Origin of the sequence: Amycolatopsis sp. NPDC059021 (genome assembly GCF_042739895.1) — a bacterium.
Lineage (GTDB): Bacteria > Actinomycetota > Actinomycetes > Mycobacteriales > Pseudonocardiaceae > Amycolatopsis.
Genome location: NZ_JBHYIQ010000098.1, coordinates 23,581 through 38,511, shown reverse-complemented (window position 1 = coordinate 38,511; position 14,931 = coordinate 23,581). Strand labels below are relative to the sequence as shown.

General features: G+C 71.7%; 14 protein-coding genes. 3 read left to right on the top strand and 11 right to left on the bottom strand.

The genetic code is table 11. The features are described from left to right. Positions 1-151: 151 nt before the first annotated feature. Positions 152-1,363, top strand: a complete 1,212-nt coding sequence (locus ACFWX1_RS38575) for an SGNH/GDSL hydrolase family protein (RefSeq protein ID WP_378394794.1) — start codon at positions 152-154, stop codon at positions 1,361-1,363. On the opposite strand, the gene ACFWX1_RS38570 is transcribed toward ACFWX1_RS38575, so the two are convergent. Both ACFWX1_RS38570 and ACFWX1_RS38565 read right to left on the bottom strand, forming a co-directional pair. Beyond that, complete coding sequence (locus ACFWX1_RS38570) at positions 1,350-2,633, bottom strand: MFS transporter (protein ID WP_378394793.1); 1,284 nt, start codon at positions 2,631-2,633, stop codon at positions 1,350-1,352. The two genes, ACFWX1_RS38575 and ACFWX1_RS38570, sit on opposite strands and share 14 nt — an antisense overlap. A 100-nt stretch (positions 2,634-2,733) precedes the next feature. After that, a complete protein-coding gene (locus ACFWX1_RS38565; protein ID WP_378394792.1) occupies positions 2,734-3,282 on the bottom strand; it encodes a GNAT family N-acetyltransferase in 549 nt (182 codons plus the stop codon). Between the two features lie 166 nt (positions 3,283-3,448). Here ACFWX1_RS38565 and ACFWX1_RS38560 point away from each other — a divergent pair, with 166 nt between their 5' ends. Further along, entirely contained in the window at positions 3,449-4,384 is a 936-nt protein-coding gene (locus tag ACFWX1_RS38560) for a hypothetical protein (protein WP_378394791.1), read from the top strand. Positions 4,385-4,414: 30 nt separating this feature from the next. On the opposite strand, the gene ACFWX1_RS38555 is transcribed toward ACFWX1_RS38560, so the two are convergent. The 6 genes from ACFWX1_RS38555 to ACFWX1_RS38530 form a co-directional block, all read right to left on the bottom strand. Next, positions 4,415-5,107, bottom strand: a complete 693-nt coding sequence (locus ACFWX1_RS38555) for a flavin reductase family protein (protein ID WP_378394795.1) — start codon at positions 5,105-5,107, stop codon at positions 4,415-4,417. Between the two features lie 80 nt (positions 5,108-5,187). After that, complete coding sequence (locus tag ACFWX1_RS38550; RefSeq protein ID WP_378394790.1) at positions 5,188-6,399, bottom strand: hypothetical protein; 1,212 nt, start codon at positions 6,397-6,399, stop codon at positions 5,188-5,190. Between the two features lie 27 nt (positions 6,400-6,426). Next, positions 6,427-7,884 carry a hypothetical protein gene (locus tag ACFWX1_RS38545; protein ID WP_378394789.1) on the bottom strand — a complete coding sequence of 486 codons (1,458 nt, stop codon included), beginning with the start codon at positions 7,882-7,884 and terminating at the stop codon, positions 6,427-6,429. Further along, positions 7,868-8,344, bottom strand: a complete 477-nt coding sequence (locus ACFWX1_RS38540; protein WP_378394788.1) for a hypothetical protein — start codon at positions 8,342-8,344, stop codon at positions 7,868-7,870. The genes ACFWX1_RS38545 and ACFWX1_RS38540 overlap by 17 nt, the downstream gene beginning before the upstream one ends. After that, a complete protein-coding gene (locus tag ACFWX1_RS38535; RefSeq protein WP_378394787.1) occupies positions 8,341-9,699 on the bottom strand; it encodes a hypothetical protein in 1,359 nt (452 codons plus the stop codon). Before ACFWX1_RS38535 ends, ACFWX1_RS38540 begins: the two co-directional genes overlap by 4 nt. Next, entirely contained in the window at positions 9,683-10,525 is an 843-nt protein-coding gene (locus ACFWX1_RS38530; protein WP_378394786.1) for a hypothetical protein, read from the bottom strand. Before ACFWX1_RS38530 ends, ACFWX1_RS38535 begins: the two co-directional genes overlap by 17 nt. Positions 10,526-10,768: 243 nt before the next feature. Between ACFWX1_RS38530 and ACFWX1_RS38525 the strand changes: the two genes are divergently transcribed. Next, complete coding sequence (locus ACFWX1_RS38525) at positions 10,769-11,245, top strand: LuxR C-terminal-related transcriptional regulator (RefSeq protein ID WP_378394785.1); 477 nt, start codon at positions 10,769-10,771, stop codon at positions 11,243-11,245. An 88-nt stretch (positions 11,246-11,333) separates the two neighbouring features. On the opposite strand, the gene ACFWX1_RS38520 is transcribed toward ACFWX1_RS38525, so the two are convergent. From ACFWX1_RS38520 to ACFWX1_RS38510, 3 genes are read right to left on the bottom strand one after another with little or no spacing between them, the layout of a single operon-like run. Continuing rightward, positions 11,334-12,149, bottom strand: a complete 816-nt coding sequence (locus tag ACFWX1_RS38520) for an FAD binding domain-containing protein (protein ID WP_378394784.1) — start codon at positions 12,147-12,149, stop codon at positions 11,334-11,336. Then, a complete protein-coding gene (locus ACFWX1_RS38515; RefSeq protein WP_378394783.1) occupies positions 12,146-12,616 on the bottom strand; it encodes a (2Fe-2S)-binding protein in 471 nt (156 codons plus the stop codon). Before ACFWX1_RS38515 ends, ACFWX1_RS38520 begins: the two co-directional genes overlap by 4 nt. Continuing rightward, on the bottom strand, positions 12,613-14,874 hold the full coding sequence (locus ACFWX1_RS38510) for a xanthine dehydrogenase family protein molybdopterin-binding subunit (RefSeq protein WP_378394782.1): 2,262 nt from the start codon (positions 14,872-14,874) through the stop codon (positions 12,613-12,615). Before ACFWX1_RS38510 ends, ACFWX1_RS38515 begins: the two co-directional genes overlap by 4 nt. Positions 14,875-14,931 lie beyond the last annotated feature (57 nt).

Genomic DNA, 14,931 nt, shown 5'->3' with positions numbered 1-14,931 from the left:
CCCGGCGGGGTGTGGCGGCCGGCGGCGTGGGGGTGCGGGGGCCCGGTCGATTCCACCCCCCCGCGCGCGCCCCCGCCCCTCCCGTCCAGCGGGACGCCGTCACCTGATCAGCGGTCGCCCGCTTCCGGCGCTCCGGCGCACTGTTTTCGGTATGCGACGGCTACTGGGGTTGACCGCGGCGGTTGTGCTCACCTTCGGCACCCTCACGACGGCGAGCGGCGCGCACCAGGCACCGACGCCGGGCGGCTGGGCAGGCACCTGGTCCGCGGCGCCCGCGGCGGGCGTGCCGAACACCCCGGACGGCTATCCGAACTACTCCATCCGCAACGTGGTCCACACCAGCGTCGGCGGCACCGGGGTGCGCGTCCGGCTGTCCAACCTCTTCGGCACGGCGCCGCTGACGTTCGGTCACGTGACCGTCGCTCTGGCGTCCACTTCGGACAGTCCACGTGCGACACCGGGATCGGTGCGGACGCTGACCTTCGGCGGATCCGCCACGGTGGTCGTGCCATCCGGTGCCGACGTGCTCAGCGACGCGGCCCCGCTGCGGGTCCCGGCCGACGCCGATCTGCTCGTCACGACCTTCGTGCCGCACAAGTCCGGCCCGGTGACCTTCCACCCACTCGCCCAGCAGACGTCGTTCTTCACCCGCGCCGGCGACTTCGCCGCCGAGGAGTCCGGCGCGTCGTTCACCGAGCGGACCGCGGTATGGCACTACGTCAGCGGCGTGGAGGTCCAGAACGGGGGCCAGGGCGCGGTCGTGGCACTCGGCGACTCGATCACCGACGGCGCGGGCTCGAAAGCCGGGGCGAACCACCGCTGGCCGGACTACCTCAGCGACCGGCTGCGCGCGGCGAACCGGCCGCTCGGGGTGCTGAACGCGGGCATCAGCGCCAACCGCCTGCTGCTCGACGTTCCCGGTTCCGGGGCGGGTCGCAACGCGCTGGCCCGCTTCGGCCACGACGTGCTGGGCTTCGGCGGCGTCCGGACGCTGATCGTGCTCGAAGGCATCAACGACATCCAGCAGGATCCGCACCAGACCGACCCGGCGCGGATCATCTCCGCCTACCGCCAGCTCATCGGGCAGGCGAAGGCCCACGGGATCCGCGTCCTCGGCGCCACCCTGACCCCGTTCAAGGGCTGGCGCGTCTACAACGAGAACCTGGAACGGACGCGGCAAGCGGTCAACGCCTTCATCCGTACCGGTGGGGCGTTCGACGGCGTCGCCGACTTCGACGCCGCGGTGCGGGATCCGGCCGATCCGCTGCGGATGCTGCCCGCCTACGACTCCGGCGATCACCTGCATCCCGGCGACGCGGGCTACCAGGCGATGGCGGCTGCCATAGACCTCAACCGGCTGTAGGCGTCCGGCGCGGCAACGCGAGCACGGCCGCCAGGCTGATCAGCCCCACCGCGACCATGTACAGCGACACCGACAGCGAGGTCTTGGTGGCGTCCTGCAAGGCCGTCGCGATCAGCGGCGCGAACCCGCCGCCGAGCACCGCGCCCACGGCGTACGAGAACGACGCGCCGCTGTAGCGGTAGCGCGGCTCGAACAGCTCCGCGTACAACGCCGCCTGCGGCCCGTACGTCAGGCCGAGGCCGATGTTCAGCACCACGACGGCGACGCCGAGCAGCCACGCGGCACGGGTGTCCACGAGCCAGAAGAACGGGACCGACCACACCACGAGCAGCACCGACCCCAGCAGGTACACCGGCCGCCGCCCGACGCGGTCGGACCAGATCGCCGAGCCCACGATGCTCACCAGCCAGGTCACGCTGCCGACGATCACCACCACGAGCATCGTGGTGCGGCTGACCTTCAGCACCGAGGTGCCGTACGAAAGCAGGTAGGCGAGGAACACGTACCCGATCGCGGTGTTGGCGATGAAGCTCCCGGACGCGATCAGCAGCTCCTTCGGCCGCTCGCGCAGGACGTCGAGCATCGGCTTGGTGCTGCGGGCCCGCTCGTCCCGCAGCGTGGCGAACACCGGTGACTCCTCGATCCGCAGCCGGATCACCAGGCCGACCGCGACCAGCACGATGCTGAACAGGAACGGCAGCCGCCAGCCCCAGCTCTCGAACTGGGCCTTGGTCAGCGCCGCGTCGAGCACGAAGAACACCAGCTGCGCCAGGATGAGCCCGGCCGGGACACCGATCTGCGAGAACGAGCCGTACCGCCCGCGACGTCCCTCCGGCGCGTGTTCCACGGCCATCAGCGCCGCGCCGCCCCATTCGCCGCCCGCGGACAGGCCTTGCAGCAGCCGCAGCGCCAGCAGCAGGATCGGGGCCGCCACGCCGATCGTGCCGTAGGTCGGGAGCAGGCCGACCCCGACCGTCGCGACGCCCATCAGCACCAGCGACAACACCAGCATCGCCTTGCGGCCGATCCGGTCGCCGAAATGCCCCCAGACGATGCCACCGACCGGGCGCGCGAGGAATCCGACGCCGAGGGTCGCGAACGCGGCGAGGGTGCCGGACGCCGGCGAGAGCGTGGTGAAGAACTGGCGTCCGAACACGAGCGCGGCCGCCGTGCTGTAGATGAAGTAGTCGTACCACTCGATGGTCGTGCCGATGGCGCTCGCCACCGCCACCCGCCGCAGCTGCGCCGGTTCCGTCTTCAGTTGCACCACCGTGGCACCCCCAGGTTCCCGCCGACCACCTCGTCGGCCGTGCGACATGATGACACGGCCGATCGCCCCGGTCGACCCGTCCGGGTGAAGGGCGCGGCGGCTACCGGCGATCGTCGGGCTCGGGCCCGGCGAGGTCGTCGGCCAGGAGGTCCATCAGCAGCCCGTCGTGCCAGGTGCCGTCGCTGCCCCGCTCGTAGCGGCGCATCGTGCCGACCGGGCGGAAGCCCAGCGACTTGTACAGCCGGATCGCCTGCTCGTTCTCCGCGGCGGGGTCGATCACCAGCCGGTGGTGGCCACCCTCGGTGAACAGGTGGAGCGCGAGCGTGCGGATCGCGTCGGCGCCGAGGCCGCGGTGCTGCCAGTCCGGGTGCAGGGCGATGTCGATCCCGGCGTGCCGGTACTGCGGATCGGTCTTCTCGAACGCGAGCACGACCCCGACCGTGGCGCCCTCGAACTCGATCGCGAACGTGCTCGTGTCCTCCTCCGGGTCGACCAGGTACTTCACCTGCTCGGCGACCGGCTCCTCGGCGTCCGCCCACCAGCGGGCCACCTCCGGATGCGACAGGATCTCCTCGAAGCGGACAGCGTCCGCCGCGCCGGCGGGCCGGAGGCGGACGCGGTCACCGATGATCTGGCCAGCAGCGGTCATCGGACCAGTTTCGACCCCCATCCGCCCGCTGTCGACCCGAAGCGCGTCCGCCCGGTCCTTTGTAGACCCCTGCACCCGGGCGCCCACAGCGAAACCACAGCAAGACACAGGGAACCTACAGCTCGTTCCGGGCGACGACGGGCCCGCTCCCGGCGTTCAAAGGGGCATGAGCAGACGGATCCGCTGGACACTGGCCGGGGCGGGAATCTCGGGGCTGGTGCTCACCTCGGGGTTGTTCGTCACCGCGGGCGCGCACCCGATCGCCGATCCGCCACAGCCCCGGCCGTCGCCCGTCGCCTCGGTGTCCCCGGTTCCGCCCAGCCCGTCTTCGAGCACGCCGGCCACCACCTCGCCGGCTCCCCCGCCCAGCCCGGACGAGATCGCGGCGGCGGTCACCAGCGCCGTGCAGGCCGCGTCGCCCGGCACCCAGGCCGGCTTCGTGATCCGCGACCGCGACACCGGGCGGACCCTCGCCGCCTCGGGCGCCGGCCAGGCGTACTACACGGCGTCCGTGGTGAAGCTGCTCATCGCCCTCGACGTCGTGCACAACGGCGGCTGGCACGTCCCGGACGCCGCCACGGTCGCGGATCTGACCGACATGCTCGCCGGGAGCAACGACGCCGTCGCCTCGCAGCTGTGGGAGGAGGACGGCGGGAGCGACATCGTCACGCGGATGGCGGAGCTGATCGGGCTCACCGCCACCACGCCCGCCGACGATCCCGGCCAGTGGGGCATGGCCCGCACCAGCCCCGACGACGTCGTCCGCGTCTACGACTACCTGGAGGACACCGTCCCGCACGACGTCGCCCAGCCGGTCCTCGCCGCGCTGGCCGACGCCCGCTCCACCGCCGACGACGGGTACCAGCAGTATTTCGGGATCCCGGACGGGCTGCCCGGATCGAACTGGGTGATCAAGCAGGGCTGGATGATCCTGGACTCCTCGCTCGTGCTCAACACGACCGGGGTCGTCGACGGCCGCTACGTCGTCGCCCTGCTGACCGAGCAGCCCGCCGGCACGGCCGACGCCACGGCCCGCGCCGCCGTCACGGCCGGGATCGCGGCCGCCGCACCGGCCCTCACCGCGCCCGCGCCGACAGGCTGAGCACCGCGGCTGTCCACAAAGGACATCGAGTCAGGACACCCGGGCTCCCACCTCTCGGGAGCGCTCGATGTCCGGGCCGCGGTAAAGCCGTTCGGGGATGCTCGCGAGCGTCGACGGCCGCAGCTTGGGGCCGAGCCCGTACAGCTCCTGGAAGCTCATGATCAGCGGGCGCCAGGCGTCCGGGTCGATCCGGTTGTCCGTGCCCGCCATGCGGACGTCGTCGTGCACGCCAACCCGCTGCACGCGCACCTCGATGGCGACGATTCCGCCGCGCTGCGCCTCGTCGTCCTCCGCGATCGGGTGCACCCCTTCGACGACGGCCTCCATCACGACCGGGCATTCCGCGACGCGCGGCGCCTCGACGGTCTCCGCCGCGATCGGCGTCAGGCCCGCGCGGCCGAACTTGTCCGGCTCGTACCGGTAACCCCGCTTCTGCTTGTTCGGCGGCACCGGGTCGGATCCGGTGGTCAGCGCGAGCCGGTCGACGGCGTCCGCGAGCGCGTCCGAGGGCAGGTTGAGCACGCATTCGCCGGTGCGCAGCATGTTCTGCGTGGTCTTCGAGCGGGCGCCGAGGCCGAGCATGGCACGCCAGCCGAGCCAGAACACCGAGGACATCGGGGCCAGGTTCGCGGTGCCGTCCTCGTTGCGGGTCGAGATCAGCACGACCGGCGTGCCGAAGTAGAGGATGCCGGGTTCGATCGGGGTGTGTACTGGGGAATTCACGTTCACACCGGCCAGTCTGCTGTCCGGCGCGGACGTCCGGCTGGCGGTAATCGGACGTGGCGATCACCGCCCGCCGTCCGCTACCGCCCGGCCATCGGCACGACCGCCCCGTTGTGGTGACCGTTGCGCCGGTCGTCCCCCGGGACGGCGCGTGCCCGGCCCGGCCGCTCGCCGCGGCGCGGTGCCGGCGTGGCCACCCCGGCGGGCCGCTGCCGGTCGAAGGGCAGGATCCGCCGCGACGACGTCCGGTCGGCCACCCGCAGCGACTGCGCCGAGACCAGCCATTCCTCGGCGGGTTCGGCGATCTCGAGCAGCAGCGCCTCGAACTCCGAACGCGTCGTCTCCAGGATGTGCGGCGCGGCGAGCCAGCGCAGCACCTGCCTGCCGGTGACCGCCATCCGCTGCCGCGGCGAGGAGATCAGCCGCTCGTCGAAGTAGCGGATCAGGACCTCGTCGACGGTGTCCCACGCGCTGGTGGCGCCGAACAGGTCGAGCACGTCCTCCGCGCCGAGGATCGCGAACGCCTCCGCCAGCAGCTGCATGACCTCCACGCGCAGCACGTTGAGGTGGCCGTAGGAGGTGAACTTCAGGTTGTTGCGCAGGTCGAGCCCGCTGCGGCGGACCACCGCGATACTGCCGAAGCTCGGGTCGTTCGCCCGTTCCCTGATCACGTCGGAGACCCGCTTGTCCCGCCAGAACAACGCGACCTGGTTGTTGAACTGGGTGAACAGCTGGTGGAAATCGGTGTTCGGCCGCGCGTTCGCCGAGCCGAGGCCGCGGCCGTAGCCGAGGACGCGCCGGTACGCGCTGAGCCGGTCCTTCTTGGTGTAGCGCAAGACATCCCGGCGGTCGAAGCGGTACAGGCCGAACGCGCCGGGCCCGTCCGAAAGCCGGATCGCGCCGCGCTGGAACAGTTCCTGCAGCTTCTGCACGACCCGGAACACCCCGCTCGCCTCGTGCTGCCACAGGTAGTACAGATCGCCGACGGCGATGATCCGTTCCGACGCGACCGTCTCGTCGTAGGGTTCGACGCCGGGCGGCATGCTGGTCTGGCCCAGATCGCCCGCCGCCTTGTCGCCGAGGCCGACGAGCTGCGCGAGACCGCCGTCCGGCGGGCCCGGCTTCGCGCGTTCCGCGAGTTCGACGGCGCTGAGCATGTCGTCCAGCTGCTTCAGGATCGCGTCGCCCAGTTTCGGGTCGCTGCCCAGCTCGTTCGACAGTTTGCCGGCGACCTGGCCGCGCAGCGCGGCCACCCGGTCGAACAGTTCCCGGTATTCCTTCTCGGTGCCCATCACGTTCCTCCAAGTTGCCGGGGCCGGCTACTGCCCGGTCCGCTTCCGTGGTGTCCGGGGTTTCTGCGGCGTGTCCGCGTCCGGAGCCTCGACCTGCTCCGGGGTGACGCCTTCGCGGAGCTGGGAAACCGGCGGTACCGGCGGCGTCCTGCCGGAGGACGGCGACGTCGGAGCGGGAGGCGGCCCCGGCGGGACCGGCTGCGGCTGGGGCGGCGCCGGCGGTGGTCCGGGCGGCGGTGTCGAGCCACCGGGACCGCTGGGGCCGGGGCCGTCCGGTCCGCCGGAATCGGTCCCCTCCGGACCCCGGATCGGCTGGGCGATCCGGACGATCTCCTGGAGGTGGTCGTCGAGTTCGTCGATGGCCCGCTGCACCCGCGAGCTGAAGAAGCCCGGCGGCAGGGTCGCGCGGTAGTTGCCGGGGACGTCGCGGTTGTCGCCGTTGGGGCTCTGCCTCGGCAGGAACGCGACGATCCGCTGGAGCCGCACCGCGACCTGGAGGAACGCCGTGCTGACGCCCTCCTTGCCCGCCGACTCGATCAGCTGGCCGCCTTCGAAGGTGGCGAAGTCGCGGACCCAGCGCAGCAGCCCGCCCAGCGACATCGAGCCGCCGTCGGGATCGGGCACCCGCAGCACCTCCAGGTCCGCCTGCTGGATGTAGACCAGCCGGAGCATGTCGACGACCTCGTCGACCTGCTGCGCGGTGGCCGCCAGCAGCTGCGAGAGCGCCACGACCGCGGGGCCGAAGAACGGCGATCCGCCCGGCGGCTGATTGAACGGGTCGATCCGGTCACGTGCGTCACGCCAGCCTCGGAACAACGAGACCACCCAGTCCGTCAGTGTGATGAAGGAGGTCTGGATCCGCTCCTCCTCGATGGTGTTCACCTGGCCGCCCACCAGCCCGAAGGCGTCGCGCAGCTGGCCGAGATGGCCGCCGACGCGATCGGGATCGGTGCCGGGCGGCACCGTGTACGCGGCCGCGTTTCCCAGCAGCAGCAGGAAGAACTGGTCGACCCTCGGTACCCGGATGAGCGGGCTCTCCAGTTCCTGCCGGATCTGCTCGAGGTCGTGCCGGACCAGCGACCGGAAGCCTTCGGCGTTCTCCGGGTCCGAGTTCGTCCGAAGTGGACGGAGCGAGTCCAGCAGGGCGACCGAGTCCTTCACCGCGCTCCTCGCGCGCGCCGCCATCGAGGCCTGGCCGCCGGTCACCGCGCCCAGATCGGCCTGGATCGCGTAACCCCGCGGCGTCCACGTCGCCTCGGTGTGGCCGCGGACCTCGGTCAGCGTGAAGCTCCCGGTCAGCGCGGACACGAACCCCTTCGTGTCGCCCTCCCGCCACTTCCAGCCCAGCACGTCACCGATCGCCTGTTCGGCGAGCTTGCCGGGGTTGACCGGCGCGACGGTCAGCTGGCCGGGCGGGATCGGATACGCGCTGTCAATGTCCTGCGGTCGCGGCAGCGTCGCGCCGCGGTCATCGTTGTTCGTCATCGGATGCCCCACACTTGTCGAGTTCGGCCACTTCTCCTACTTCCCGCCAGCAACGCAGCATCGCCGTTTCCGCGTCCGCCAGTGGTTCCGCGCAGCGGTCCACGCCGTGCCGGACGCTTTGTGCCCAGCCGCGCCACTCCGCCCCGCGCCCGCGCACCGCGCGCATCAGCTCGCTCACCGGGGTGTACGCGCTGAATTCGTCGTCGAGCCGGCGCCGCGTCCGCAGCAGCGCCGTCGCCGCGGCGTGCAGCGGCCCGGCCCCCGGCCGCGCCTCGATCGCGCGCACGGCGAGCACCAGGTCGGCGGAGCCGTCGGTGACGGCCTCGGCGAGGTGATCGGCCAGTGCGAGCCCCACCCCGGCGGGGCGATCGGTCACGACGCTAACGCCCAGTTCGCGCCATACCTCGGCCAGCCGCCGGATCTCCTTGCCCAGCAAGGCGAATTCGCCGGCCAGCGTCATCGCGACTCCCTCCCCAGTTCCTCCATGAAGTAGCCGACCAGCCGCTTCGGCGGTGCCATCCGGTGCGCGAGCGCGAACCGGACCGCGCCGATGAGGAACCGCTCCGGCACCACCCCTGGCGAGACGCCGTTCGCCAGCCGCTGCGCCGATTCCTCGATCATCGCCTGCTCCTTCGGCTCGAAGCGCAGGACTTCGGCCAACGCCCGGTGCCCGAGCGAGGGGAACGACGTGAAGCACATGGCGTCGACCACGGCCGGGATGGCGCGTCCCGCCGTGGCCAGCAGCCCGGCCGGCGCGTCGAGGAGCTTCGGGCGCGGATACAGCCGGTGCCACAGCCGCGCGTAGCCCTCGGCCCGTTGCGGAAAACCCATGCGCCGCAACAGTTCGACGGACAGCTTCCCGCGCAGGTACGGGATCGGGTGCACCGCGCGCGGGGTGAACCCCATCGACTCCGCGCCGGTCCGGCCGATCACGTCGAACAGCGAGCCGACGATCTCCGGGCCGCCGAGCAGCAGCCCGGACAGATCCGCGAAGGTCTCCCGGTTCCAGCGGACCCAGACCGCCACCAGCGGACGCGGGATCCCCGCCTCGGTCAGGCGCGCGGCCACCTGCAACGGGATCGCCCTCGCCAGGCCGAGATCGTTCTGCAGGTTGTGGCTGACCTCGTGCAGGACCGCGCCGAGCGTCCACGGATTCACCAGCCGGTGATACGGCAGCTGGATCAGCGGGAACGGGTTGAGCCGGTTCGCCAGCCGCCGCACCGGGATCCCGCGCCGCGTGGTGGCGGGCCCGGCACCGGTCTTGAGGTAGCAGAACGGCGGCGGCGACGGGATCGACCGCCAGCTGCCGATGCCGAGGTACGCGTACTGGTAGCAGTCCAGCGCGACCCGGTCGCAGGCGACCAGCCACGGGGCGAACGCGCCCTGCCGCTGGTTGAACAGGTCCAGGTAGAAGTCCCACACCCGCTCGGTGGTCTGCACCCAGCGATGCGCGCGTGACTTCGTGTACAGCAACCCCTCCAGCTGCGCGGCGGAGGGATTCCCCGCCGCGCTCTCCGCCGCCCGGCGAGCCGCTCTCGTCGCCGTGTACAGCGGCGCGCGCAGGGTCGACATCATCGCGTTGACCGCGGCCAGATGGGCCCGGCTCGGCCCGGTGGCCGGATCGCCGAACTCGGACCACCGGAACGGCCGCAGGGCCGCCAGATGCCGTTCGACGTTGGTCGCCTGGGTCAGCACCCAGGTGCGCAGTTCCTCGTCGGCTGCCGGTGTGGTGAGCGTTCGCCGCGCCCGCCGGGACCCGGTGAGCGCGACGAGGTCACCGGACGCGGCGGAACGCGGGCTAACGGCGGCGCGCACGGCCCCGGCCGCGCCGCTGCTGCCTGCCTCCGCGTGCCCTGGCCCGCACCGGCTGCCGGCGGTGGCCGTGGCCGTGCCGCCGGGCGTGTGCCGGCCGGTGCCCGCGCCGTCGCTGCTGCGGACGGCCGCGGTGCCGGCGCTGCTGGCGCCGCGAGTGCTCGGCGGCGTGCACGGCGTGGCCCACCAGCGCGCGGGACACGGTGTGGGCGTCGATCGGCCTGCCCGCCGCGTAGTGCTTGCCGAGCGTGCGGACCGTGCGCCCGAGGATCTTGGGCACCTGGCGGACGGCGGCACGGGTGGCGGGCCTGCTCCACAGCTTCTTGCCGAGATTGACCGCCCCGCGAATGATCTTCGGCGCGTACTTCGCGATATGCGGCGCCGCCCATTTCGCGGCCTGGAAAGCCAGCGGGGCGAGCGCGCCGAGGAATGCTTCCGCCTCTTCCTCCGATTCCGCGTTCTCCGCCTGGAAAGCGAGCTGCGCCATCATTTCCGCGTCGGAGTAGATGCGGCGGGCAGGGTTCGAGAAATCCTCGCCTTCGAGTTCGAATTCGGTCTCCAGCTCCCGGACGAGCGTCTCGAATTCGGCTTCGTCCTCGTCTTCGTATTCGAAGTACGCCTCGTCCTCGAGCTCGTCCTCCAGTTCGTGGGCGAGCCCGCCGAGCTCGTCCTCGTCCTCATCCTCGTCTTCGTATTCGAAGTACGCCTCGTCCTCGAGCTCATCTTCCAGCTCGTGGGCGAGCCCGCCGACCTCGCTCTCGAACTCGTCCTCGAGCTCGCGAGACAGTTCGTCTTCCAGCTCGCCCTGAATGGCCGGGTAACGGCTCATGATGTTCCTCCTTGACTGCATGACCGGTGAAGAAGCCCAGATCCGTGAGATCCCCGGCGCGAAGCGTCGGTGAGCGCTGACCGTCAGTGCACACGGCGGGCAGGTCATCGGGTAGTCACACGTTCACTCGCAGCACGAGGGCGGTAGTTCACCCGGGTGTCACACGAATCGACGATGTGGAATGGCCGCTTTGCGGGTTTCCTGGTCAGTAGGGAACCGGGGGAACTCTGGGGGAGGCAGGACATGTCGGCTCAAGCCACGACCACGTCCGAACCACGAACACGCACGGCCGCCAGGGGGCGGCCGCCGGAAAGACACGAGGAGCCCGTCGACGACGAGCTGGTCCAGCACCTGGTCCGCGCGCTCGTGCGCCGGGTGTCCGAGCTGGCCGATCCGGACGCGGCACGGCGGCGTCCGCTGCTGGACTGCGCGGAACTGGGCGTCCGGTGCCTGCTGGTCCCGATCGCGCCCGCCGCCCACGACGTACTCAGCCCGCGCGAGCACGAGATCGCGCGCATGGTCGGGCTCGGCTACACCAACCGGGCGATCGCGACCGTGCTCGACATCAGCCTGTACACCGTTTCGGCGCACATGCGGCGCATCTTCACCAAGCTCGGCGTCGGCACCCGTGCCGCTATGGTGGCCGTGCTGTCCGACTCCGCCGAGCCGTACCCGGTCCAGGAAGCCGGCGCCGACCCGGTCCGGCCACTCCCGGCCTGAAGCTGCTGAAGGGGACTTTCCTCGCATCGCATGCGACGAAAGTCCCCTTCAGCGCGTCCTGTGAGAGGAAAGTCCCCTTCAGCTCGCGTCAGGCGATACCGGCCTGGCGCAGGGCGCGCGCGGTGAGCACGCGCGCGAGGTGCCGCCGGTATTCGGCGCTGGCGTGTGCCTCGTCCGGGGGCGAGGTGCCCTCGGCGGCGAGCGCGGCGGCGTCGGCGGCCGAAGCACCGGCCGCCAGCGCCTCCTCGGTCGCGCGAGCGCGGATCGGCGTGCCCGCCATGTTGACCAGCGCGACCGCCTTCCCCGCGACCACGACCCCGACGATCGCCCAGTCGATCGCGCGCCGGGTGAACTTCTCGAAGCCCCAGCCGATCCCGGTCTGCCGCGGCACCCGGATCTCGGTGAGCAGTTCGTCCGGTTCCAGCGGCGTGGTGAACGGGCCGACGAAGAACTCCGCCGCCGGGATCCGCCGCTCCCCCGACGGTCCGCGTGCCACGAGGACGCCGTCGCAGGCCAGCACCGCCGCGGGCAGATCCGCCGCGGAGTCGGCGTGGGCGAGCGAACCGCCGAGCGTCCCGCGATGCCGGACCTGCTGGTCCCCGACCGAACCCGACACGTGCGCCAGCAGCGGCGCGTGCTCGGCCAGCACCGGGTCGTGCTGCAGGTCGTGGTACCGCGTCAGCGCCCCGATCGCGAGCTCGTCCCCGTCGAGCCGCACGTACCGCAGCTCGTCCAGCGGCGCGATGTCGACGACGACCTCGGGCGCGGCGAACCGGAGTTTCATCAGCGGCAGCAGGGAATGCCCGCCGGCGAGGACCTTCGCCTCGTCGCCGTGCTCGGACAGCAGCGCCAGCGCTTCGTCCACAGTGGACGCCCGGTGATAGGCGAACGCGGCGGGGATCACCGCTCCACCTCCTGCCCGGACGCCTCGATCACGGCGCTGACGATGTTGTGGTACCCGGTGCAGCGGCACAGATTGCCTTCGAGACCCTCGCGGACCTCGTCGCGGGTCGGCTTCGGATTATGCGCCAGCAGCGACACCGACGCCATGATCATCCCCGGCGTGCAGAACCCGCACTGCAACCCGTGCTGCTCGCGGAACGCCCGCTGCACCGGGTGCAGCTCGCCGCCGGGCTCGGCCAGGCCTTCGACCGTGGTGACGGCGTGCCCGTCGGCCTGCGCGGCGAGCACCGTGCACGATTTCACCGACTCGCCGTCGAGCAGGACCGTGCAGGCCCCGCACGACGTCGTGTCGCAGCCGATGTTGGTGCCGGTGAGGCCCGCGGTGTCCCGCAGGAAGTGCACGAGCAGCGTGCGGTCCTCCACCTCCTCGGCCACCGGGCGGCCGTTGACCTCGATCCCGACCTTCACTGCTTTCCCGCCTTCCTCGCCTCGTCGAGTGCCGCCCATACCCGCATCGGGGTCGCCGGCATGTCCAGGTGCCGGACCCCGTACGGCGCCAGCGCGTCCACGACGGCGTTCTGCACCGCCGGCGTCGATCCGATGGTCGCCGCCTCCCCGATTCCCTTGACCCCCAACAGGTTTCGCGTCGTCGGGGTCGCCAGGTCCACCAGCTCGAAGTCCGGCAGCTCGGTCGCGGTGATGAACGAGTAGTCGGCCAGCGTCGCCGTGGTGGGGTTGCCCTCGGAGTCGTAGTTCATCACCTCCAGCAACGCCTGCGCGACACCCTGGCCGAGCCCGCCGTGCCGCTGGCCCCGGAAGGTCAGCGGGTTGACCACCGGGCCCGCGTCGTCGGCCGCGATGATCCGCCGCAGCACGACCTTCCCGGTCTCGGTGTCCACCTCGACCACCGCGAGGTGCGCGCCGAATGGGAACGTCGGCTTGCCGTCGGCGAACCAGACGTCGGCCGACAACGTCGTCTCCCCCGCCGCCTCGGCCAGCCGCGCCCAGGTGAGCACCGTGCTCGACGGGGCGCCGCGGACCTGCCAGACCCCGCGCTCGGCGTCGAGCTCGATGTCGTCCGCTCCGGCCTCCAGCAGTTCGGCCGCGATCTCCCTAGCGTGCGCGATCACCTCGTCGGCGGCCCGCCGGATCGCCGAACCACCCAGCTGCAGCGAGCGCGACCCGAACGTGCCGACCGCCTTGGGCACCTCGTCGGTGTCGCCGTGCTTCACGGTGATCTTCTCGATCGGCACCCCGAGCCGGTCCGAAAGCAGCATCGCCAGCGACGTCGCCAGCCCCTGCCCGTGCGGCGAACTCCCGGTGTACGCGGTCACCGAACCGTCGCGGTTGATCTCGACGCGGCCACTCTCGCCATTGCCGTCCCCGCCGGTGATCTCGACGTAGGTCGCGATCCCGATCCCGAGCGCGACGACGTCGCCCTCGGCCCGCCGCCGCTCCTGCTCGGCACGGAGCTCCGCGTACCCGCCGGCTTCGAGCACGCCGTCGAGCGCCTTGGCGTACTCCCCGGTGTCGTAGGAGGCGCCGGTCGCCGTGGTGTAAGGGAACTCCTCCGGGCGGATGAAGTTGACGCGCCGGACTTCCGCCGGGTCCATCCCGATCTCCGCGGCGAACAGGTCCATCGCGCGTTCGACCGCCGCGGTCGCCTCGGGGCGGCCCGCGCCGCGGTACGCCGCGATGGGCGTGGTCGTGGTGACCACCGCGCGGCTGGCCGCCTCCACCTTCGGGAACCGGTAGACGCCCGGCGCCATCAGCTCGGTCAGCGTCGGCAGGAGCAACATGCGCGGATAGGCGCCCGAGTCCTGGACGACGTCGATCCGGTACGCGAGCACCGTGCCGTCGCGCCTGCCGCCGATGGTGACGGTGTTCCGCTGCCCGCGGCCGTGCGTCATCGCGGTCAGGTTCTCGCTGCGCGATTCGGTCCACCGCACCGGCCGCCCGGCCCGGCGCGCCGCCCACGCGAGGACGATCGCCTCGGGGTCGGCGCCGATCTTCGCGCCGAAGCCGCCGCCGACGTCCGGTGCGATCACCCGGACGGACTCGGCGCCGATGCCAAGCCCCTCGGCGATCGCCGCCCGGCCCATCTGCGCGTTCTGCGTGGACAGCCACATCGTGAGCCTGCCGCCCTCGCCCCACGCGCACGACGCGCCGCGCACCTCCAGCGGTGCGGCCGCGAGCCGCTGGTTGAGCACGGTCTCAGTCACGACGACTTCGCAGCCGTCGAACGTCGCGTCGTCGAACGGCCCGCCGTGCGTCTGCACGACATTGTCCGCGAATTCCGGGAAGAGCACCGTCTCCCCGGACAAGGCCGCGTCGATGCTCGCCACCGCGTCCAGCGGGTCGTAGTCGACGTCCACCAGCTCGGCGGCGTCCGCCAGCTGGTACCGCTGCTCGGTCAGCACGAGCGCGACCGGCTCGCCGACGTACCGGACGACGTCCGACGCGAGCCACGGTTCCTTCACCGGTCCCGAGTCGTGCGGCGCCAGGTCGAGATCCGCGGCGGTGTAGACCGCGACCACTCCCGGCGCGTCCAGCGCCGCCGAAACGTCGATCCCCTCGATCCGCGCGTGCGCGATCGGACTCCGCACGAACACCGCGTGCACGGCTCCGGAAAGCGCTTTCTCCCGCAGATCGTCCACGTACGCGCCACCCGTGGTGATCAGCTTCTGGTCCTCCAGGCGGACCACCCTGGTGCCGACAATGCTCATCTGGCCTCCCGCTCACGGCTTTCCCCGCAGATCATGCCCTGTACTCCGGCGCCGCGT

Excerpts from the sequence above, each read along its gene's own strand:
- ACFWX1_RS38525 (WP_378394785.1), top strand. The coding sequence starts at position 10,769 with ATGTCGGCTCAAGCCACGACCACGTCCGAACCACGAACACGCACGGCC.
- ACFWX1_RS38575 (WP_378394794.1), top strand. The coding sequence starts at position 152 with ATGCGACGGCTACTGGGGTTGACCGCGGCGGTTGTGCTCACCTTCGGC.
- ACFWX1_RS38565 (WP_378394792.1), bottom strand. The coding sequence starts at position 3,282 with ATGACCGCTGCTGGCCAGATCATCGGTGACCGCGTCCGCCTCCGGCCC.
- ACFWX1_RS38560 (WP_378394791.1), top strand. The coding sequence starts at position 3,449 with ATGAGCAGACGGATCCGCTGGACACTGGCCGGGGCGGGAATCTCGGGG.
- ACFWX1_RS38510 (WP_378394782.1), bottom strand. The coding sequence starts at position 14,874 with ATGAGCATTGTCGGCACCAGGGTGGTCCGCCTGGAGGACCAGAAGCTG.
- ACFWX1_RS38530 (WP_378394786.1), bottom strand. The coding sequence starts at position 10,525 with ATGAGCCGTTACCCGGCCATTCAGGGCGAGCTGGAAGACGAACTGTCT.
- ACFWX1_RS38550 (WP_378394790.1), bottom strand. The coding sequence starts at position 6,399 with ATGGGCACCGAGAAGGAATACCGGGAACTGTTCGACCGGGTGGCCGCG.
- ACFWX1_RS38540 (WP_378394788.1), bottom strand. The coding sequence starts at position 8,344 with ATGACGCTGGCCGGCGAATTCGCCTTGCTGGGCAAGGAGATCCGGCGG.
- ACFWX1_RS38545 (WP_378394789.1), bottom strand. The coding sequence starts at position 7,884 with ATGACGAACAACGATGACCGCGGCGCGACGCTGCCGCGACCGCAGGAC.